The organism is Kibdelosporangium banguiense, from assembly GCF_017876405.1.
Lineage (GTDB): Bacteria > Actinomycetota > Actinomycetes > Mycobacteriales > Pseudonocardiaceae > Kibdelosporangium > Kibdelosporangium banguiense.
The window spans coordinates 394,459-414,915 of sequence record NZ_JAGINW010000001.1 but is presented as its reverse complement, the minus strand read 5'-3'; the positions used below and the strand labels follow the sequence as shown (position 1 = coordinate 414,915).

The window sequence follows — 20,457 nt, the reverse complement described above, 5'->3', positions numbered from 1 at the left end:
AACTACCCTCCACGCCACTTACTGCCGCTGGCGAACGTAGAGGACTCATTGCAACGTACCGGCCGCTCCCTCGTTGATACCTAGCGAACCGTGCGCAGAGCCCGACGCCCTTCGCCTCCCGGCCGATAGCCTAGCGACCAGCGCAAGTGCCTGATCACCCGCTGTCAGACGGATTTGGCCCGGACAGCCGGATTCCCTTCCGGGTGCATTATTGCGACCGGCCGGGCGGCACACCACTCGGCGGACGTCTCACCTGCGACGATGGTGAAATGAGCGACGCGTTCACACTGGCTTTCGATGGCAAAGGAACCGATCTTGTAACAGTAGGCGCAAAAGCCGAGTCGCTGGCCACACTTATGCGTGCGGGGCTACCTGTGCCGGCTGGTTTTTCGGTCACCACCAGGGCGTATGGAGATTTCGTGTCGAATGGCCCGGCAGCTGAGATCACCGCCGCGCTGGCCGGACTGGACTATACCGATCCGGCCGCTGTGGACGTCGCCGCCACGCGGATTGCGCGCTGCTTCAACCGGTTTCCCATACCTACGGCGGTGGCCGATGCCGTCCGTTCGGAGTATTCCGCACTGGACAGTCCGGTCGCAGTGCGTTCGTCTGCGACGGCCGAGGACCTGCCGGACGCGTCATTCGCCGGTCAGTACGACACTTTTCTGAATGTTCAAGGGGTGGGCGCCGTTCTGGCCGCCGTGAAACGGTGCTGGGCCTCGTTGTGGACATCTCGTGCGATGAGTTATCGAGCGCTCAACGGTATTTCTCCGGACGACGTCGCGCTGGCGGTGATCGTGCAGCGATTGGTGCCCGCGACAGCGGCAGGCGTGATGTTCACCGCCGACCCGTTGACAGGTACTCGGAACACAATCGTGATCAACGCGGCGTGGGGACTCGGCGAATCAGTCGTCAGCGGGCAGGTCACGCCGGATACATATGTGTTTGTTAATGGGAAGTTGCGCAGTCAGGTCAATGACAAGACAGTGATGACCATTCGCACCGCGGACGGCGTCGCGCAAGCACCGGTTGCCGAATCGTTGCGGACAGTGCCTGTGTTGTCCGACACGCAGGCGGTGACACTGGCGGAGCTGGGACGGCGAATCGAAGATCTCCACGGCGCGCCGATGGACGTCGAGTGGGCCATCCACGATGGACAGTTCGCGATCCTGCAGGCCCGGCCGATCGCGAACCTGCCGGCCGAGCGCGAGGCCTGGAACGACAGTCTTGGCGGCGACTACTTGTGGACCTGTGCGAACCTGCGCGAAGCGGTGCCCAGTGTGATGACACCCGTCACGTGGTCGCTGGCCCAGGCGCTGGCGATGCCGGACATCGCCGGGCATCCGACGTCCGGCAACATCGGCGGCCGGTTCTATTTGAACATCAGTACTGCCATGGCAGCGCTGACCGCGTTGGGGCTCGGCAGGTTCGCGCTGCGTGCCGGTCGCCAGATCTTCGGCAGGATGCCCGACGGCATGACGATCCCGCCGCTGCCCGTGTCCCGGTTCGCCGTGCTGCGTTCGGTTCTGGCCATGGGCAACCAGGTTCTGCGGGAGTCCAGGCAGTACCGCCGGAACCTGGATGACCTTCTCATCGCGAACCCCGCCCGATGCGCGGATCTGCGCAGGCGGATCGAGTCCACGGCCACAGCCGCCGAGCTGGCCCGGCTATGGCGGTCCGATGTGGACGATCTGTTGACCGGGAGCTGCCGGATCTTCAACGCCGGTGCCCGGCAGGGCGGTGCCGCGAAGTTCGCCTCCGACCTGGCCGGACTTGTGGGGCAGGCGGACGCGAACTCGCTGCTGACCGGGCTGCACAGTGATTCCGGCGTGCTGGAAAGCCTTGGCCCGATGCTCGGTCTCGCGCGGCTGCGGCGTGGTGAGATCACCACCGAGGCGTATGCGGCTGCCTGGGGTCACAGGTCGCATGACGAGTTCGAGATCTCCACACCACGACCTGGCGAGGACCCGTCGTGGATCAGCCGGCTCGACGTCGATGACCCAGCGGAACTGCTTGACCGGCAAGCAAAAGAACGTGCTGCGGCGTGGGAACGACTGCGCACGCGTCATCCGCGCAAGGCCGCGTCCCTCGAACGCCGGCTGGCGAAGGCCGCTGTGGCAGCGCGGACACGAGAGCAGGCTCGCTCTGAGTTCGCCCGTTGTTTCTGGGTTTTCCGGACGTTTGTGCAGCGAGCCGCGGAGCTGACCGGTCAGGACATGTTCTTTCTTCCGGTGTCCGGAATTCTCGCTGTCCTGGACGGGGATTCCGCACCACTGGCGGCGATTCCGGCCCGCCATGCGGCGTACGAGCACTACAGCGCCTTGCCCGCGTACCCGACTTTGATCCGAGGCGCGTTCGAGCCGGAGTCCTGGGCGGCGTCCACATCACGGCGGTCGGACGTTTTCGACGCGACGACCTCGTACGCGCCCCTCGGTGACGCGATCACAGGTTTTCCGGGCGTGCCGGGTGTGGTGGAGGGCATCGCCAGGGTTGTGTCCACAGTGGAGGAAGCGGCGGACCTTCAGCCGGGGGAGATCCTCGTGACCACGGTGACCAACATCGGCTGGACTCCGTTGTTCCCACGCGCTGCGGCCGTGGTCACGGACATCGGGGCACCGCTGTCGCACGCCGCCATCGTCGCCCGCGAACTTGGCATCCCTGCTGTCGTCGGCTGCGGCAACGCGACGGCACGCCTCAAGACCGGTCAGCGGATCCAGGTCGACGGCAGCCGAGGCACTGTCACGATTTTTCCCCGTGAACCAGTTGACTAGTGTCTTAGTTAACTAGAACAATCTCACCCGTGGAGTTCAAGGTTGACCGCGGCGGGGGCCTGCCCGCGTACCTGCAGCTGGTTCGGCAGGTACGCGAGGCGGTCCGGCTGGGATGGCTGGGTCCGGGCGATCGGTTGCCGACTGTGCGCGAGGTCGTGCGCACGAGTGGGGTCAACGCGAACACGGTGCTCAAGGCATATCGGGAACTGGAACTGTCCGGCTTGGTGGAGGCACGCCAGGGATCGGGCACGTACGTCAAGACAGCGTTGGGGTCGGCGAGTGCGGAGAACCTGACCGAGCTGCGCGCGAAGCTGGCGGACTGGGTGACCGAGGCGCGTTCGGCCGGGCTGGAAGACGAGGACATCGACGCGCTCGTCCGCGCGGTGCTCGCGGAAGGGGAGAAATGACAACCGTGACAGGCCTGGGCAAACGGTACCGGGCCAACTGGGCGCTCAGAGACTGCGGGTTCGAGCTCAAACGTGGCCGGGTGACCGCCCTGGTCGGGGCGAACGGCGCGGGCAAGACGACATTGCTGACCTTGCTCGCCGGGCTGATGCCGCCCGACGAGGGCACTGTCCACAGCGAAGGCCGCGTGCGGTTCGTCGCGCAGGACAAGCCGTTGTACAAGCGGTTCACGGTGGCGGAGATGCTCATGCAGGCCGAGCAGCTCAACAACGTCTGGGACCAGCGGAAGGCCGAACGCTGGCTCAGGATGTTCAACGTCCCGCTCGATCGGCAGTGCGGCAGGCTTTCGTCCGGTCAGCACGCCCAGGTCGCGTTCGCCGCGGCCCTTGGTGCCGTGCCCGACGTCTTGCTGCTCGACGAGCCGCTGGCCAACCTGGACCCGTTGGTACGCAAGAAGGTCATGGCCGAACTGCTCGACGAGGTGGCCGACGGCAAGATGTCGCTGGTGCTCTCGACCCACGTGGTCGGCGAGCTCAGCGGGGTCGCCGACGAGATCCTCCTGCTGTCGCGCGGCCACCTGGTACTCGATGGCGAGCTCGACGAGTTGATGACGCAGCACCTGTACTACGTCGGCCCGCGGTCGGACGAGCCGCCCAGCGGTGAGGTCGTCCAAGCCAGGCACCGCCAGCAACAGTCGACTTTCCTCGTGCGTGACCAGAGTGCCGCCGACCTGGACGGTCCGTGGATCACCCGGCCGGTCTCCGTGGAGGACCTTGTGCTCGCCTATCTCGACCGTGAGGACGCCAAATGATCGCGATGACCTTACGCCAGCACAGGTATTCCATCGGCGCGCTGGCGGTGTCCGTCGCGCTGATCACGGTGGTGATCGCGCTGGCGGCTGGTACCGACGAGCCTGTCTGGTGGGAGTCGGCCACCTGGTACCTGCTGCACACGCCCTTGGTGCTGGGCGGTGTTTTCGCGGTGTTCTGGGCGGCTCCCTTGGTCAGCCGTGAATACGAGAACCGCACCCACCTGTTCGCCTGGGGACAGGATGTCAGCCCGGCTCGCTGGCTGGCGGGCAAAGTCGTCGTCCTGGCGGGGATCGCGGCGGGACTCTCGGGGATCCTGGGCGCCTTCGCCCACGCCGCCATGCTCAATCCGAGCGTCCAGGCAGCGGGGTTCGAGCCGTTCGCGCCGCAGGCCTTTGACGCCAGCCCGCAGCTGATGGCCGCTCATGCCCTGTTCGGGTTCGGTCTCGGCCTGCTGGCCAGCGTGGCCATCAGGCTGACGTTGCCCGCGATGGGCCTGACGTTGTTCTTGTTCGCCGGTGTCAGGGTGCTGGTGATGGACTACTTCAGGCCGTACTACCTCACCCCCGTTCGTGCGTTCGAGGACTGGTCGGGGCCTGTCGGCCAGCAGGTGCCGCGCCCGCCGGGAAGCATGTTCGTCGATGGTGGAATCGTCGACGCCACCGGAAACCTGATGGAGGCGCCGAAGGAATGCATCGGGGTGAGCGGCGCCATCGAGTGCGGGCGAGCCCACGGCGTGGCCGGGCTGGTCGAGCGATACCAGCCCGCGGACCGGGTTGCGGCGTTCCAGTGGATCGAGAGCGGGATATACCTGGGTTCGGCCGCGATCCTGTTCGTGATCGCTTTCGTCTGGATCCGGCGCAGGCGCCAGGTTTAAAGGCGTAGCAAAGCCTGTTTCGCCGCCGTGAACTCCTCGTCGGTGAGCACGCCCGAGCGGTGCAGTTCGCCCAGTTCACGCAGTCGCCGCAGCATGGCGTCGGGGTCACCGGCGTCTTGTTGCGGCGACGGCTGCTTCGGCTCGACTGGAGTCGCGAACGGATGCGGCATCCGCGCGACCACGGCCGAGGCGAGCAACACTGTGGTGCCACCCTCTCGTTGGACACCCCAGGCGAGGCAGTTCCGGTCGACCTCCGGGGCCGGTGTGTTGCCGGGGTTCTTGGGCTGGAAACGCAGGTAGCCGTGGCTGAAACCGCTTTGCGGCTGCCACTGCACCGTGGCGATGTCGCCCAGCGCGATCTGTGTCGGCCCGACCGCGGTCTTGCTTTCCTTGGCCATCCAGTTCCACTCCAGCCGCACGTTCTCGCCGTCGAAGTGCGCGGTCCCGTCCCCGGCCGTGGCCGAGATCGGTACGCCAGGCGCGGGGAGCAGGTAGTGGTCGGTGGCGGTCGACGGCACTTGCTGCACAAGCAACGTCGTGCGGACCGATTCGGCGAAGTACTGGCTGGTCGCGGTCTGCTCGGCGGTGATCGCCAACGTGTACGGGTCGACGTTGTCACCGAGCTTGCTCGCAGTGGCCTGCGTCAACGGATCCGCGCCTTCACGCAGGCGCAGGCGTAGCCGGCCGCCCTTGCGCCCAGGCTCGAAGGACATGCCCGCGATGGCCTCCAGCGGGACGGTCACCTCACCGATGGCCTGCCGCAACTTGTGCACACCACGACCGTGGCCGGGGATCAGGCGCACGGCCGCAAGGTCGAAAGTCCACGTCCCGTCTCGCCCCAGAACCTCGTCCATGGTGGAAACACTGCCATGGCCCGGTCCTGGCGCGCACGTGCGGGGGCCGTGTCAGCAGGCTCGCGGACCAGTTGGTCCCTGGTGACGGTGCGTGACCCGGCTCCGGGAAAGGTCTGGTCCAATTCCGCCGAACGCCGGGTTGCCTCCGGGCCGCGGGGGACTTTAGCGTGAAAGGACCCTGCAGATCAGATTCTGGCGGCGCGAACCGGCTCTGACGCTGGTTGCCAGGCTGTGCCCCAGAAGGGAGCCATGATGGCTCGACGATCGCGTCTGCTCGGACTCACCCTGGCAGTTGTGCTGGCAGTTCCCCTTGCTGTGACCACATCCGAGGCCTCGGTACAGGCCGAGGTGTGCGCGGTGAAATCCCGGCCGTCCGGCAAAGTGCTCCAGGGATACTGGGAGAACTGGGACGGCGCGGCCAACGGCGTGCACCCGCCGCTGGGCTGGATTCCCATCACCGACGCCCGGATCCGCAACGCCGGCTACAACGTGATCAACGCGGCGTTCCCGGTCATCCGGTCGGACGGCACGGTGTTGTGGGAGGACGGCATGGACTCGACCGTCAAGGTCGCCACGCCGTCGGAGATGTGCGCGGCGAAGGCCGCCGGTGCGACGATCCTGCTGTCGATCGGCGGCGCCACCGCCGGTATCGACCTCAGTTCGGCCACGGTGGCCAACAAGTTCGTCGCCACGGTCGTGCCGATCCTCAAGAAGTACAACTTCGACGGGATCGACATCGACATCGAGACCGGCCTGGTCGGCAGCGGCAACATCAACTCTCTGTCGCCGTCGCAGGCCAACCTGATCCGGATCATCGACGGCGTGCTCGCCCGGATGCCGTCGAACTTCGGCCTGACCATGGCGCCGGAGACGGCGTACGTCACCGGGGGCAGCATCGTCTACGGCTCGATCTGGGGCGCGTACCTGCCGATCATCAAGAAGTACGCGGACAACGGCCGGCTCTGGTGGCTGAACATGCAGTACTACAACGGAAGCATGTACGGCTGCTCTGGCGACTCGTACCAGGCCGGTACCGTGCAAGGGTTCCGTGCGCAGACCGACTGCCTCAACCGTGGTCTGGTCATCCAGGGCACCACGATCCGGGTGCCTTACGACAAGCAGGCTCCTGGACTGCCCGCGCAGCCCGGCGCCGGTGGCGGTCACATGTCCACCAGCCTGGTCGCGCAGGCCTGGAACGCGTACTCAGGCGGATTGAAGGGCCTGATGACGTGGTCGATCAACTGGGACGGCTCCCGCAACTGGACCTTCGGCAACAACGTGAAGGCCTTGCAGCGCCGGTGAGAAAAGACGTCAGGGTGCCTCGCGCGGCGGTGGGGCACCCTGACCCCGGCGCAGCAGATACGTGTCCATGATCCAGCCTTTGCGTTCGCGCGCCTCGGCACGGGCGGACACGATCTGATCGGCCACTTCGGACAGTCGGCCGCTGATCAGGATCTCGTCGGGGGTTCCGATGTACGCGCCCCAGTAGATCTCCGCGTCCTTCTCGACGTGATTGGCGAACGCCGTCCGGGCGTCCAGCATGACCACCACGTCGTCCACATCGGACGGCCACTCGGCGGCCAGGCGCCTGCCGGTGGTGATCTGTACCGCCCGGCCGACCTGGTTGAGCGAAACCTGGTGGCGCGCGACCAAAGCGGACACGCTGCTGATCCCGGGGATCACCTCGGTCTCGAACTCGAAGCCACGAGAGGCGATGTCGCCGAGGATCGCGAGCGTGCTGTCGTACAGCGTCGGATCGCCCCAGACCAGGAACGCGCCAGTCTGGTCCTCGCCCAGGTTGGCCGTGATCATCTCCTGGCAGACGTCCGCCCGTCGCCTGCGCCAGTCGTCCACGGCCTCGACGTAGGCCTCGGTCGTGCGGTCGCGTTCCGGGTCCTGGCCGTGCACCACCCGGTGGTCGGGCACGTACCGGTCGAGGATCTCCTGGCGCAGGTCCACCAGCTCCTGCTTGACCTCGCCCTTGTCCAGCACGAAGAACACGTCGACCCGGCGTAGCGCGTTGACGGCCTGCATGGTGATGTGGTCCGGGTCACCCGCGCCGATGCCGATAACGATGATCTTCCGCATGCCCTCCATCCTCGCTCATGCCAGATGGTGACGTTGCGCGTACTGCGCGGCCGCGACGCGGTCCCGCGATCCGGTCTTGGCGAAGACGCGGTTGATGTGCGTTTTCACCGTGTTGGTGCTCAGGAAGAGCTCGCTCGCGATCTCCGCGTTCGTCTTGCCGTGCGCGATCAACGTGAGGATCTCGGCTTCCCGGCGGGTCAGGCCGTCGGGAAGCGTCTCCGGTGGTGGCGGCTTCGTGGGGGACGTGGCCGCGAGGAGCGTGGCCTGGACGCTTGGGTCGAGCACAGACAGCCCAGCGACGGCGGCGTGCAGCGTGCGGGCGATGTCCATGCGGTCCGCGTCTTTGGTGAGGTAGCTGCGTGCGCCTGCTCTGAGCGTCGTGAGGATCGAGGTGTCGTCGGCGTACGTGGTGAGGATGACGATCGCGACGTCAGGGTGCTCGGCCGTGAGCCTCCGGGTCGTCTCGATGCCGTCGAGAACCGGCATGTGCAGGTCGAGCAGGATCGCGTCCGGCTGCATCGCCGCGACGAGATCCAGCGCCTGCTTGCCGTCCGCCGCCGCGCCGACCACTTCGATGTCCGGCAGCAGGTCGAGCATCAATGCCAGGCCTTCCCGGACGCTTGCCTGGTCATCGGCGACGACGATGCGCAGAGGACTGGTCATACCGGCACCCGCGCATGCAGTGTCCAACGGCCGTCGTCCGCACCTGCGGTGAGCGTGCCGCGCAGAAGCAGGAGTCGTTCCCGCATGCCGGTCAGGCCGTAGCCGGTGTCGGCCGTGGAGAACTCGCTCGACGTGCCAAGCGGGTTGCTGATGGTCACCTGGACATCATGATCGTCGTACCGCAAGGTGACGTCGACGGGTTGCTGTGTGGCGTGTTTGGCGGCGTTGACCAGCGCTTCTTGCACCGCGCGGACGAGCGCGAGGGCTGTGTCCGGCGGTAGATCGACCGGGTCGCCCAGGACACTCAACGTGACCGGTGTGTGGTGCTGCGCTCGGTGGGTCTCGACAATTGTGGCGAGCTGCTCGTTGAGTGGAGCAGGGTCGACGCGTAGCGCGTGCACGGCACGTCTGGTCTCGTTCAGCCCGTCAGTAGCCATTCGCTGTGCGGTGGACAGGATCGTGAGCGCGCGTTCCGTGTCGCCGTGATCGGTCAGCACCGCTCGTGCCGCCTGGATCTGGATGCCCAGCGCGCCAAGGGAATGCGCGAGCACGTCGTGAATCTCCCTGGCGATCCGGGCCCGCTCGTCGAGGATGGCCACCTGGTTGCGCTGCTCGGCCTCGACCCGGCGGGCGCGCCGGTTCTGCCCGGCGAGCATGCCCGCGAACAGCAGCAACGGGTAGCCCAGCAGCGTGCTGAGGGTGGTACCGGACACCAGGCCGCCGACCTCCACGGCCAGGATGCTGCCGCCGGACACCACCCAGCTGGTCTTCGTGCTGGTCACGTTGCTGGCGTCGAGGACCGCGATCAGGGCCAGGCCGACGAACGAACTCGCGTGTTCGGACGTGCACAGCGCACCCGTCAGGATCGCCAGCGCGACCAGTGAAATGGCCTGCAACCTGGGCAACGACCGGAACTCGGCCACGGCCCAGAGCACCATCAGGGCGCCACTGAGCGCGAATCCGGCGATCTGGGCGGTCAGCAGCCCGCCGGTGACCGGCGAGCCGAGAAAGATACCGAAGCCGATCAGGCCGAACGCGCCGAACCGGGCCAGCCACGACAGCACACGCAGCACAGACGCATCCTAACCGGCTCTCATCTGCGGAACATGTCCCGCAGATCCCCCTTCGCCAGCTTGCTGTGGTCCTGCTCGGAACTTGTCAGTCCACTGAGGAACGACTTGCCGTCCTCCTCCGGGGCGAACGGCACCCCGGCGGCGAACGCCCTCGGCGCGATCACGGCGGCCTGGGCAAGGCGGTTGATGCCCAGCGTCACCAGCAGCGGTGCGGTCGAGGCCGCGACATGCGCGCCGAACCCGTTGGCGACCAGGTTCAGGGCTATCCGGGCCACGATGAAACCCGCCCACAGCCACAGGCTACGGGCCGGCATCTGTCCCCATAGGACACCTTCGCGCGACTCCAGCCGCATCATCGTGCCCTGCCAGACACCGACACCGGCGGCGAGCACCGCGCTGGCCGCGATGAACGCGATATCCACTCCGGCCAGGTGTTGTGTGCTCTTGCCCAGGTCGACGATCCCGATCACGGTGAGTACTGCGGGCATCAGGATCAGCCGTTTGCCCCGCAGTGGTTCGCCGAGCAGCTGGCGGGCGATCACATAGCCGATGATCGCGATGACAGCGACGATTTTCAGCACATCCATGGCAGGGACGGTAGGCAGCGTGCCTGCTCACGGCGTCAACCCGCGCGGTGACTTCCGGGGTGAGACCCGGTACTACCCCTCACCCAGCAGCCTGCCGAGTTTCTGGGGCGCGAGCACGCGATAGCTCTCGGTCAGCAGCTCGGCGACCTCGGCCCAGTCGACGTCGTCCTCGATCGCCATCCCGATCATGTCCGGCGGCCACACAGTCTTGAAGAACGGATGGCCACCGTTGCTCAAGGCGTGCAGCTCCTCTGGTGGCGAGCGGAATGTGAGGATCGTGCCCTCTGCGGTCGCGACTTTGGCGTAGTACTCCGGATGCCCGTCCTCGATGACGAACGTATGCGCGAAGGTCTTCTTACGGATCCGCCAGCGTGTGCCGATCCATGCTTGTTCCTCGTATGTCTCGGGTAGTCCGAGGCACAGTTCCCGCAGGCGCGTGAGGACATCAGCGGGGACAGTCACGGCAGAATCCTGCCGGAAACCTCCAGTCACCGGAAGGGGACACACAGTGCAGCAGGCGATCGTGCTGATCACCGGAATCCAGGCTGCAGGCAAGTCGACCGTCGCGCAACTGCTGGCCGAGCGGCTGCCGCGGTCGGTGCACGTCCGAGGGGACATGTTCCGGCGCATGATCGTCAACGACCGGGCTGACATGTCGCCCGCACCGTCCGACGAGGCACGGCGGCAGTTACGGATGCGCTACCGGATCACCGCGGCGGTCTGCGACGAGTACTTCCAGGAAGGCTTCACGGTCGTCGCCCAGGACGTCATCCTCGGCCCGGCCCTGGCGGACGTCGTGCAGATGATCAAACACCGGCCGCTGCTGGTCGTGGTCCTGGCACCTCGGCCGGAGGCCGTCCACGCTCGTGAACAGGGTCGTGGAAAGGACGCCTACGACGAGTGGACGGTCACCATGCTCGACGACGGGCTGCGCAACGACACACCCCGGCTCGGGCTGTGGCTGGACACCTCAGACCTCAGTCCGGAGCAGACCGTGCAGGAGATCCTCCGCCGAGCCTGGCCGGAGGCCGCCGTCTGACTCAGACTGCGGTCCGAGCCACCTGGGACCCTGGTCGGATGCGCTCCGTGACTCCGCCGTTTACCGTTGCGAGCGTGACCACAGGGGACTCTCGCGTCTGGGTCGCGGACTTGCTGCTGGCAGGGGCCGTGGCCGTGATCAGCGTGGGCTTCGCTCTCACGGACTGGGTGGCGTCGCTGCTGGCGCTTGCGTTGAGTGCTTCGCTGGCGTTCCGCCGGACCTATCCCGTGGTCGCTCTCGTGTGGGCGACCACCGCTGCGGTCGCGCACGCGTTGCTGTTGACCAACCTGACGTTGTCCGTCGTCGTGGTCCCGATGCTTGTCCATGGCCTTGCCCGCTGGTCAGGACGTGGTCTGGCACTGACCGCGTTGGGGATCGGGCTCGCCGGAGCGGTCGCGGGGCCGTTGTGGTCGCTGTCCTGGCGCGCCGAGGCCAAGCTGAGCGACATGCTGGTGCCGGTCGCGGCGTGCGCCGGTGTTGTCATTGCCGCCCATGTCTTCGGGCAACGCGAACGTGAGCGGGCTGACACACTGCTGGTCCGCAGACGCCTTGAGCGCATCGAACACGACCGCGCCGTCCAGGAGGCGGCCGCCGAGGAACGTACCCAGATCGCCCGCGAAGTCCACGACATAGTCGCGCATTCACTCTCCATGATCGCAGTCCAGGCCGAGGGCGGCCGCGCACTCGTGACCCGTGATCCCAGCCGTGCTCCCGAGGTCCTCACCGTGATCGCGGAGGAATCCCGCACGGCGCTCAACGAGATCCGCGACATGGTCAGCCTGCTCCGCGGCGACGCGGCTTACCGGCCCGCGCCCGGTTTGATGGACATCAAGGACCTTGTCGACCGCCTTGGCGACCGTGCCCACCTGGACATCGCCGGCCGCCCGCCGGTCATCGGCCCGGTGCTGACCCTCACCATCTACCGCGTGATCCAGGAATCCCTGACCAACTTCCTCCGCCACGCCGGTCCGAAGGCGAAAGCCGCGATCACCATCACCACGGCCGAGACCTCGACCTCGGTCACCATCCGCGACAACGGCCGCGGCTCAACGGCCCCGACCGACGGAAAAGGCCACGGCCTCAGAACGATGCACGAACGAGTCACCGCCAGCGGCGGCACGATGTCGGCCGGCGCGGTCCCCGATGGCGGCTTCGAGGTCCACGCAGTCTTCCCGTTGGAACGCGTCTCATGACCCTGTCGGTATTCCTGGTGGATGACCAGCGCCTGGTGCGCAACGGGTTCCGGATGATGATCGAGGCCGACGACGGGCTCACGGTCGTCGGTGAGGCCGGTGACGGCGCGGCTGCTTTGCAGGCGCTGCAGTCCGTTGAGGCCGATGTGGTGCTGATGGACATCCGGATGCCCGTGCTGGACGGGGTTTCCGCGACCCGGGAGCTGACCAGGCTCCGTCACCCGGCCAAGGTGCTGATCCTGACCACGTTCGACCTCGACGAGTACGTGTTCGCGGCCCTCAAGGCCGGGGCAGCCGGATTTCTGCTGAAGGACGCCCGGCAGGAGGAGTTGCTGTCCGCCATCCGCGACGTCGCCGACGGTGGCTCGGTCGTCGCGCCCACCGCCACCCGGCGGCTGCTGGCCCACGTCGTGCGTTCGTTGCCCGGCCCGCCCGACCCCCGCCTGGAGTCGCTCACCACACGAGAGCTCGACGTCCTACGCGAGATCGCGGGCGGCGCCAACAACAAGGAGATCTCCGAACGCCTGTTCATGGCCGACGGAACAGTGAAGACCCACATCGGCAACCTCTTGTCCAAACTGGAGTGCCGCGACCGGGTCGGCCTCGTGCTCTTCGCCTTCGAGACCGGGGTCGTCGCCAACTAGGACCCTGCTCCTAGATCAACCGCCTGAAGTTCGGACCGCGGGCCGATCATTTGATCTTGCTCGATCCGTAGCGTCGTCGGCATGCGATTGGCATGTGCGGCAGAGGAATTGAAGAAGACGTACGGTTCGGGGGATACCGCCGTGCCCGCGTTGCGGGGTGTCTCCGCCGGGTTCGAGCGGGGGACATTCACCGCGGTCATGGGGCCGTCCGGGTCCGGCAAGTCGACGCTCATGCACTGTCTCGCCGGGCTCGACCGGGTCGACAGTGGACAGGTCCTCCTGGGTGGCGTGGTGATCTCCGGGCTGGCCGACCGGGCGTTGACCAAGGTCCGGCGCGACCGGGTCGGGTTCGTCTTCCAGTCCTTCAACCTCGTCCCGACTCTCACCGCCCTGCAGAACATCCTGCTGCCGCTGGACCTGGCCGGCCGACGGCCGGATCGGGACCGCCTGGACCTGGTGGTCCAGGCGCTGCGGATCGGGGATCGGCTGGAGCATCGGCCCAGCGAGCTGTCGGGCGGGCAACAGCAGCGGGTTGCCGTCGCGCGCGCGTTGATCACCGAGCCTGACGTGTTGTTCGCCGATGAGCCGACAGGAGCGCTCGATTCGACGACGGCGACGACGCTGCTGTCCTTCTTGCGGAGGTCGTGCCGTGAACTGGGGCAGACGATCGTCATGGTGACGCACGATCCGATGGCGGCGTCGTTCGCCGATCGGGCGTTGCTGCTCAGCGACGGGCTGATCGTGCAGGAGATCCACCAACCGACCCCGGACCTGGTCCTCAATGCCATGCGAGGTTTGGCGGCATGAGCTTTCCCATGGTGCGCAACGCCTTCGCCGAGGTGCGCCGGAATCCGAGGCGAATCGTCGCGGTGGTGGTCGCGATCATGATCAGCGTCGGCTATCTCACGGCGTCGGTCACGGTTCTGGCCAGCGAGAGCGCGACGATGGAGAAGAGCGTCATCGCGCGGACGTCGAAGGCCGATGTTGTTGTCACGCTGACGGATGGCGACAGCGGACTGGTGGAGAGGATTCGGCGGATCGAAGGGGTCACGTCCGCCGACCTCAGCTTCCTGTCCCACGGGAGGGTGACCGGCTCATCGGAATGGGTTCAGCAGCAGTCGGTTCCTGCCAATCCCGCGTTGCGGTGGACCGACATCGCCGAGGGCGCATGGCCCGCCGGGCCAGACGAGATCGCGCTCGGCACGATCACCGCCAAGCAGCTCAACCTGCGCATCGGCGACCAGATCACGATCAACGACGCGAACTCCTCGGCCACTCTCCAGGTCACCGGGCTGACCCACGAGGGCAACTCGCTGCTGTCCGGGCTGGCGCAGAGTTCCTTTGTCGCGCCTGAGTTCTACACCGGGCCGGCGTCGATCAGGCAGTCGCTGCAGACCGAGATCCTGGTGATCGGAACGGCCGATCCGCAGCGGCTCGCCGAGCGGATCAGAGCCGTCGCGGGCACCAACAGCGTCGAGACGTCCGCTGCCTTCGCCCAGCGCAAGATGAAGGACCAAGCCGGTGGGATCTTTGTCTTCCAGCTTCTGCTGCTGGTCTTCGGGGCGATCGCACTGCTGGTCGGCGGAATCATGATCGTCAACACGTTCCTGATCCTGGTCGCACAGCGGCGACGGCAGATCGGGCTGCTGCGAGCCGTCGGGGCCAGTTCCGCGCAGATCCGGCGAAGTCTGCTGGCCGAGGCGCTCGCCATCGGTGTCATCGGCTCGGTGCTGGGCGTGCTGCTGGGCATTGCGGTCTCGGCATTGGTAGCACAGGGAATCGGCGAGGACCTCGTGCTGCCGATGGGACAGATCGGCCTGGTCGTCGCGGTCGGGGTGATCGTCGCGGTCCTGTCTGTCCTGGTTCCCGCCAGACGGGCCACTCGCATCTCGCCGTTGGAGGCGCTCCGGCCGGTCGCCGATCAGCGGACTGAGCGGCGGTCGTCGAGAGTCCGGCTGGTCCTGGCCGGTGTGTTGATGCTCGTCGGCCTGGTGGCGATCTGGCAGGGCTTCGGCGAATCGCCGTACGCGTTGCTGCTGTCGGTCGGCGGGGAGTTCGTGTTCGCGGTCGGGCTGTTGGCCGCGACAGGCATCTATCTGCCGGTCATGCTCCGGACGTCGGGGGCGTTGCTGGGAAGAATGGGGCCGACCGCACGGCTGGCCGCCGCCAATACGATCCGCAATCCAGGGCGCGCCGCCGCGACTTGTGCCGCGTTGATCCTCGCCGTCGGGATCGTGGTCACGCTGCAAGTGGGCGCGGCCAGCATGAAGGCGACAGTGAGCGACAACCTCGAAACCCGCTTCCCAGTCGACGTCACAGTCTCGATGTTCGACGGCCCACTTCCCGCACGCGCCAGAGACGATATTGCCGCGATCACCGGCATAGCCGACGCCACAGCGGTGAAGTCCACCAGGGCGTCAGTCCAGTTGGGATCATCAACAAAGGACCTGCGCGTCCTCGGCCCGGCTGCCGTATCCGACAACGAGGTACTGGCCGACCCCTACCTGCTGCTCGACCCGACAATCACCGAAGTAGGCATCACAGGCAAATCCGGAGCCGTCAGGCTCCCGGTCAAGCCGAACTACCTCGCCCCAGCCGACACCTTGATCGTCTCGCCTGCAGTACTGGCCAAGCTGGACCCCGAAGCAGTCATCGGCACAATCTGGGCAAAAGCCTTGCCAGGAGCCGACATCACAGCGCTGCGGTCACAGCTGCGAGCCGTGGTCGCACCGATCACCGGCGCCGAAGTAGGCGGCGGCCTGTCCGCCAAAGCAAGCTACAACGAGTTCCTCGACCGACTCCTGCTTGTCACAACAATGCTTCTCGCCGTCGCCGTACTCATCGCACTCATCGGCGTGGGCAACACACTAGGTCTGTCCGTCCTGGAACGAACCCGCGAATCCGCACTGCTACGCGCCTTAGGCCTGCAAAGCAGAAACCTCAGAGCCATGCTCGCCATAGAAGCCGTCCTGCTCAGCCTGTCAGCCACAGCAGTAGGCATCCTGTCCGGCATATTCTTCGGCTGGATAGGCACCCACGCAATCAGCGGAGAACTCAACTTCTCCACCGTAACCTTCGCACTATCCATACCGCAGACACTCATCGTGGCCGCCATCGCAACAATCTCCGGAATAGCCGCCTCCATCGTCCCCGGCCAACGCGCCGCAAAATCAGCCCCAGTCAACGCCCTCACCGAGGACTAAAACCCCGTCCCAAGACACGCGATGCGGCCCATCATGATGGCTAACCTGTGCAACACGCTGCGAACCCGTGCTGGCCTGCTCGGCTTGCCGCCCGACCGCCACTGCGCAGTGCACGCCGGGCCCGGCTCAACAAGGTCGAAGTCGCCGAACATCCGCATCAGCTCCGCGAGCGTGTGCGGGAAGATCGAGTCTCGGCTCTTCTTGAAGACGTCAATCCCCGCGCTCATCCCTTCCAGGCCGTTGTCCCAGATGAACGCCGGCAACGCGAAAACGTGACATCGCGGACCTGGACGCGACTGTTGTGGCCGCGAACGAGCCGCTCGACCACAACACCCTGCACTGCCCAAACCTGACGAAGATCCCTGCTGAACCTGGGCCGGACTGCTGAGCATCCGGCGTGACTGCGGCGCGGATGACATCAACTGCGCCGTGGCCCTTGTTCGAGAGGTCATCGCGATCACCGACGCAGATCGTTCAATGAGTCCGCAATACCGTTACACCACAAGCAAAATCCTTCATGATGGGAGGAACCCAGGCATCCCGCGCGGCCAGCCTTCCCGCTCCGCGCTGGCATAACCCGACTATCCCCTTGTGCTGCGGGCAGCCGGAATTGGGTCGAATACAGGTGACCAGGCTGTTGCCTCCCGCAGCTCCTCGATCATGTGCCGTGGCGACCTCTTGGGGAGTCCTCATGGGTGATCTTGTGGTGACCGGGGTCGACACCCAGCGGTACTTCCGCAGCGGAAGCCGTGATGGACGTTTCAGCGGCGCCGCTTGGCTGTCCCGAACAGGCCTCGGGTTATCTCTCGGCCGATCGCGCTGGCCGCCGAGCGCAGGAAGGACTTCACGGGCGCGCTGGACAGGACCTTCTCCAGGGCACCTGGCTCGTCCTTCTCATGTGGAGGCTCCTGTGGGGGAGGGGCGGGAGCGTCCGATGGAGGCGCCATCTTTGCGGCGAGCTTCTCGTATGCCGACTCGCGGTCGATCGTCTCGGCGTATTTGCCGTGCAGGTCGCTGGCGTTCGCGGCTTCCCGGATGGCGTCCACTCCGATGGTGCCCATCAACGAACGTGGGGCTCGCAGCCGTGTCCACGCGACGGGAGTGGGTGCGCCACGCTCGCTCAGCACTGTGACAATCGCCTCACCTGTGCCGAGTGAGGTGAGTGCCTTGTCCAGTTCGTAGTGCTCGGTCGTTGGATATGTCTTCACCGTCTGCGTCAGTGCTTTCTGATCATCCGGCGTGAATGCTCGCAGCGCGTGCTGAATTCGGGCGCCTAGCTGCGACAACACCGCGTTCGGGATGTCGGTGGGCAACTGGGTGCAGAAGAACACCCCGACGCCTTTCGACCGGATCAACTTGACCGTCTGCTCGATCTGTTCAAGGAAGGCCTTGGACGCGTCACTGAACAACAAATGGGCCTCGTCCAGCACGAACACCAGCTTCGGCGCGTCCAGGTCACCGGCCTCCGGCAACTCCTGGAACAGCTCCGCCAGCAGCCACATCAAGAACGTCGAGAACAACGCCGGCTTGTTCCGCAGCTCGCCGACCTCGAGAAGGCTCACCTGACCGGTACGCAGCAGGTCGGCGACCGCCAGCTCAGGTTCGCCGAAGAATTCGTCGCCGCCCTGAGCCTCCAGATTCGACAACGAGCGCAGGATCACACCGGCCGTGCTCGCCGAGACCCCGCCCAGCTGCTTCAGGTCGGCCTTGCCCTCCTCACTGGTCAGATGCCCGATCACCGCCCGCAGGTCCTTGGTGTCCAGCAGCGCCAGGCCCCGCGAGTCAGCCCAGTGGAAGATCAGCCCAAGTGTCGACTCTTGCGTGTCGTTCAACCCCAGCACCTTCGACAACAGGATCGGGCCGAAACTCGTGATCGTCGCCCGCACCGGCACCCCCGGCCCGCCCGTGCCCAGCGACAACGACTGCACCGGGAACGCCGCCGGCTGCCAGTCATCCCCGGTGTCCCTCGCCCGCGCCGCGACCTTCTCGGTGCTCTCACCAGCCCTGGCCAGACCCGACAAATCACCCTTGATGTCCGCGAGCAGCACCGGCACACCCGCCGCCGAACACTGCTCGGCGATCAGCTGCAACGTCTTGGTCTTACCCGTCCCGGTCGCCCCCGCGATCAGGCCGTGCCGGTTCAACGTGGCCATCGGCAGCCGGATCACCGCCGAGGTGTCCACCTGGCCATCGACCACCACTGTGCCCAACTGCACCGCCTGGCCCTCAGTCACATAACCGGCGGCGATCTCCTGCGCGGGACTGGTCACCGAGCCCTCCTTCCGGGGTTCCTACAGCACGGTAGGACCGGGACACGATCGGCGCAGCTCGGCGCGAGGTCACCAGGGCAGCGCAGCTCTCGGGATAGGCTCGGCCGGGTGAGTGACCATCTGGTGTGGATCGACTGTGAGATGACCGGGCTGGACTTAGTCAACGACGCCCTGATCGAAATCGCCGCTCTGGTGACCGACGCCGAGCTCAACATCCTCGGTGACGGCGTCGACGTGGTGATCCACGCAGACGACGACGTCCTGGCCAACATGCCCGACGTCGTCCGCGAAATGCACGCCCGCTCCGGCCTCACCGAGGAAGTCCGCCAATCCACGGTCACCCTCGCCGACGCCGAACGCATGGTCCTCGACTACGTACGCACCCACGTACCCGAAGCCCGCACCGCCCCGCTGGCCGGCAACTCCATCGCCACCGACCGCGGCTTCATCGCCCGCGACATGCAGGAACTCGACGCCCACCTGCACTACCGCATGGTCGACGTCAGCTCCATCAAAGAACTCTGCCGCCGCTGGTACCCCCGCATCTACTACGCACAGCCCGGCAAAGGCCTCGCCCACCGCGCCCTCGCCGACATCCACGAGTCCATCAAAGAGCTCGCCTACTACCGCAACACAGCCTTCGTCCCCCAGCCCGGACCAACCAGCGAAGAGGCCAGAGCAGCCGCCGAACGTGTCCTCAACCCCGACACCTGACCCGAATACCAGCTGCCAAAAAAGGCACGCTAAGCTAACCTCGCTTCCATCAAGAAGCATGGTGGGTGTAGCTCAGTTGGTAGAGCACCTGGTTGTGGTCCAGGAAGTCGCGGGTTCGAGTCCCGTCACTCACCCCATGGGTGAACCCTGCTCGGTGCTTCGCACCTTCGCGGGTGGGGTTCGTCATTAGTTTGGGGGGCCGAGCCCCCCAAACCCCCCACGGTGCCAGCTCCTGTCGAACCAGCGCTGGTCATTTTGGGTTTTCACCAGCGCCTGGGCGCGCTGCGCGCGCCTGGCGCCTTCGGCGCGGGGCTCACACTTTGGGGCTTCGCCACTCATAGGCGCCTCAGTGCTTCGCCAGTCACAGGTGCTTAAGTGCTGGGCCAGTCGCAGGCTTTGAGGGTTCGTGGTTTGGGCTTGGGCGGGGTCAGGGAGAGGGCCGGTTGGCGCCCCCGGGCGGCGCGTGGGACCGGTTGCCGAAGATGAAGGTGCTGGCGGGCGTGGTCAGCGCCCCCGAGCGCGAAAGAGCCTCGGTTGGCGACAACGAGGGGACCCGACGCAACCCACCCGTCCCACAACGGCGATCCCCCACCCCTCCTCCTGGCGGTCTGCCCGCCGGCGAGGCAAACAATCACCAGCAAATACCCAAGGTGAAGCACCCCAGCAGAAACCCGACATGAAGACTGCAGCAACCGGGTTATTGTGGCGGGGTGGCGGTGGAGTTGGTGGTGCTGTCTACTGTGGCGTATCGGGGGCGGGTGGTTACTGCTCCGAGGCTTCGGGCCTTGTTGGTGTTGCTGGCGGGGGATCTGAAGAACGGGTGCGGGGTGCACCGGCTGGTCGAAGGGCTCTGGCCGGACGAGCGGCCTGAGAATCCGGGTAAAGCGGTTCATGTCCTGGTGTCCCGGGTGCGGACGCAACTGGGAGCGGACCTCATTGCCAGTACGCCAACTGGGTACCGGCTGGCGCTGGAGCAGGAGCAGCTTGATGCGACAGCTATCCGGCTGAACGCGAACGCGGCGGACAAGGCAACCCGATCAGGTGATCATGTTGAGGCGTTGGCCTGTGCGGAGGCAGGGCTGCGGATCTGGGATGGGACCGGGGGCGGGGACAGCGATCCGGTCGCGGAGTTCCGCAAAGACCATGTACCGGTCTGGCGGTCCCTCAATCGGGCGAAAGCGTTGGCGTTGGGACGGTTGGGAAGGCATGCCGAAGCAGTAGGGCTACTCGAAGAGTTAGCCGGGCGAGCGGCCTCGTGACGAGGAGT

20 protein-coding genes and 1 tRNA gene are annotated in these 20,457 nt (G+C 66.2%); 13 read left to right on the top strand and 8 right to left on the bottom strand.

Annotated features, from left to right (window positions below):
* Positions 1-269 precede the first annotated feature (269 nt).
* Genes JOF56_RS01855 through JOF56_RS01840 form a run of 4 tightly spaced genes read left to right on the top strand, consistent with a single transcriptional unit; the run spans position 270 to position 4,862 of the window.
* Positions 270-2,771, top strand: coding sequence for a PEP/pyruvate-binding domain-containing protein (locus tag JOF56_RS01855; protein WP_209633745.1), 2,502 nt, complete (start codon positions 270-272; stop codon positions 2,769-2,771).
* Positions 2,772-2,800: 29 nt separating this feature from the next.
* Entirely contained in the window at positions 2,801-3,178 is a 378-nt protein-coding gene (locus tag JOF56_RS01850; protein WP_209633743.1) for a GntR family transcriptional regulator, read from the top strand.
* Positions 3,175-3,987, top strand: a complete 813-nt coding sequence (locus tag JOF56_RS01845) for an ATP-binding cassette domain-containing protein (RefSeq protein WP_209633741.1) — start codon at positions 3,175-3,177, stop codon at positions 3,985-3,987. Before JOF56_RS01850 ends, JOF56_RS01845 begins: the two co-directional genes overlap by 4 nt.
* The gene (locus JOF56_RS01840; protein WP_209633739.1) at positions 3,984-4,862 is read left to right on the top strand and encodes an ABC-2 membrane transporter-related protein; all 879 of its coding nucleotides are present in this window, start codon (positions 3,984-3,986) and stop codon (positions 4,860-4,862) included. The genes JOF56_RS01845 and JOF56_RS01840 overlap by 4 nt, the downstream gene beginning before the upstream one ends.
* Here the strand turns inward: JOF56_RS01840 and JOF56_RS01835 are convergent.
* The gene (locus JOF56_RS01835; RefSeq protein WP_209633737.1) at positions 4,859-5,716 is read right to left on the bottom strand and encodes a DUF4429 domain-containing protein; all 858 of its coding nucleotides are present in this window, start codon (positions 5,714-5,716) and stop codon (positions 4,859-4,861) included. The genes JOF56_RS01840 and JOF56_RS01835 overlap by 4 nt on opposite strands.
* Positions 5,717-5,965: 249 nt before the next feature.
* On the opposite strand from JOF56_RS01835, the gene JOF56_RS01830 reads away from it, so the two are divergent.
* Positions 5,966-7,018: a chitinase gene (locus JOF56_RS01830; RefSeq protein WP_209633735.1), complete on the top strand. Its 1,053-nt coding sequence runs from the start codon at positions 5,966-5,968 to the stop codon at positions 7,016-7,018.
* A 9-nt stretch (positions 7,019-7,027) separates the two neighbouring features.
* On the opposite strand, the gene cobF is transcribed toward JOF56_RS01830, so the two are convergent.
* From cobF to JOF56_RS57575, 5 genes are all read right to left on the bottom strand, one after another.
* The gene (cobF, locus tag JOF56_RS01825; RefSeq protein WP_209633733.1) at positions 7,028-7,804 is read right to left on the bottom strand and encodes a precorrin-6A synthase (deacetylating); all 777 of its coding nucleotides are present in this window, start codon (positions 7,802-7,804) and stop codon (positions 7,028-7,030) included.
* Between the two features lie 15 nt (positions 7,805-7,819).
* Entirely contained in the window at positions 7,820-8,467 is a 648-nt protein-coding gene (locus JOF56_RS01820; protein ID WP_209633731.1) for a response regulator, read from the bottom strand.
* Positions 8,464-9,540 (bottom strand): sensor histidine kinase, encoded by a 1,077-nt coding sequence (locus JOF56_RS01815; protein WP_209633729.1) that lies wholly within the window; start codon positions 9,538-9,540, stop codon positions 8,464-8,466. The genes JOF56_RS01820 and JOF56_RS01815 overlap by 4 nt, the downstream gene beginning before the upstream one ends.
* A 20-nt stretch (positions 9,541-9,560) precedes the next feature.
* Positions 9,561-10,127 (bottom strand): hypothetical protein, encoded by a 567-nt coding sequence (locus JOF56_RS01810; protein ID WP_209633727.1) that lies wholly within the window; start codon positions 10,125-10,127, stop codon positions 9,561-9,563.
* 72 nt (positions 10,128-10,199) lie between these two features.
* Positions 10,200-10,589 (bottom strand): MmcQ/YjbR family DNA-binding protein, encoded by a 390-nt coding sequence (locus JOF56_RS57575; RefSeq protein ID WP_307854876.1) that lies wholly within the window; start codon positions 10,587-10,589, stop codon positions 10,200-10,202.
* Positions 10,590-10,635: 46 nt separating this feature from the next.
* On the opposite strand from JOF56_RS57575, the gene JOF56_RS01805 reads away from it, so the two are divergent.
* From JOF56_RS01805 to JOF56_RS01785, 5 genes are all read left to right on the top strand, one after another.
* The gene (locus tag JOF56_RS01805) at positions 10,636-11,166 is read left to right on the top strand and encodes an AAA family ATPase (protein WP_307854875.1); all 531 of its coding nucleotides are present in this window, start codon (positions 10,636-10,638) and stop codon (positions 11,164-11,166) included.
* Positions 11,167-11,240: 74 nt separating this feature from the next.
* Entirely contained in the window at positions 11,241-12,359 is a 1,119-nt protein-coding gene (locus tag JOF56_RS57570) for a sensor histidine kinase (RefSeq protein WP_209633723.1), read from the top strand.
* Positions 12,356-13,003, top strand: a complete 648-nt coding sequence (locus JOF56_RS01795) for a response regulator (RefSeq protein WP_209633721.1) — start codon at positions 12,356-12,358, stop codon at positions 13,001-13,003. Before JOF56_RS57570 ends, JOF56_RS01795 begins: the two co-directional genes overlap by 4 nt.
* A gap of 81 nt (positions 13,004-13,084) precedes the next feature.
* Positions 13,085-13,810, top strand: coding sequence for an ABC transporter ATP-binding protein (locus JOF56_RS01790; protein ID WP_209633719.1), 726 nt, complete (start codon positions 13,085-13,087; stop codon positions 13,808-13,810).
* Positions 13,807-16,206, top strand: a complete 2,400-nt coding sequence (locus tag JOF56_RS01785; RefSeq protein WP_209633717.1) for an ABC transporter permease — start codon at positions 13,807-13,809, stop codon at positions 16,204-16,206. The genes JOF56_RS01790 and JOF56_RS01785 overlap by 4 nt, the downstream gene beginning before the upstream one ends.
* Here JOF56_RS01785 and JOF56_RS01780 read toward each other — a convergent pair.
* Positions 16,203-16,469 carry a hypothetical protein gene (locus JOF56_RS01780; protein WP_209633716.1) on the bottom strand — a complete coding sequence of 89 codons (267 nt, stop codon included), beginning with the start codon at positions 16,467-16,469 and terminating at the stop codon, positions 16,203-16,205. The genes JOF56_RS01785 and JOF56_RS01780 overlap by 4 nt on opposite strands.
* Positions 16,470-16,967: 498 nt before the next feature.
* On the bottom strand, positions 16,968-18,476 hold the full coding sequence (locus JOF56_RS01775; protein ID WP_209633714.1) for a helicase HerA-like domain-containing protein: 1,509 nt from the start codon (positions 18,474-18,476) through the stop codon (positions 16,968-16,970).
* 108 nt (positions 18,477-18,584) lie between these two features.
* Between JOF56_RS01775 and orn the strand changes: the two genes are divergently transcribed.
* The 3 genes from orn to JOF56_RS59370 all read left to right on the top strand — a co-directional run bounded on the left by orn (position 18,585) and on the right by JOF56_RS59370 (position 20,449).
* Positions 18,585-19,190: an oligoribonuclease gene (orn, locus tag JOF56_RS01770; protein WP_209633712.1), complete on the top strand. Its 606-nt coding sequence runs from the start codon at positions 18,585-18,587 to the stop codon at positions 19,188-19,190.
* Positions 19,191-19,251: 61 nt separating this feature from the next.
* A tRNA-His gene (locus tag JOF56_RS01765) sits at positions 19,252-19,327 on the top strand.
* 573 nt (positions 19,328-19,900) lie between these two features.
* A complete protein-coding gene (locus JOF56_RS59370; RefSeq protein ID WP_307854874.1) occupies positions 19,901-20,449 on the top strand; it encodes an AfsR/SARP family transcriptional regulator in 549 nt (182 codons plus the stop codon).
* Positions 20,450-20,457: the final 8 nt, after the last annotated feature.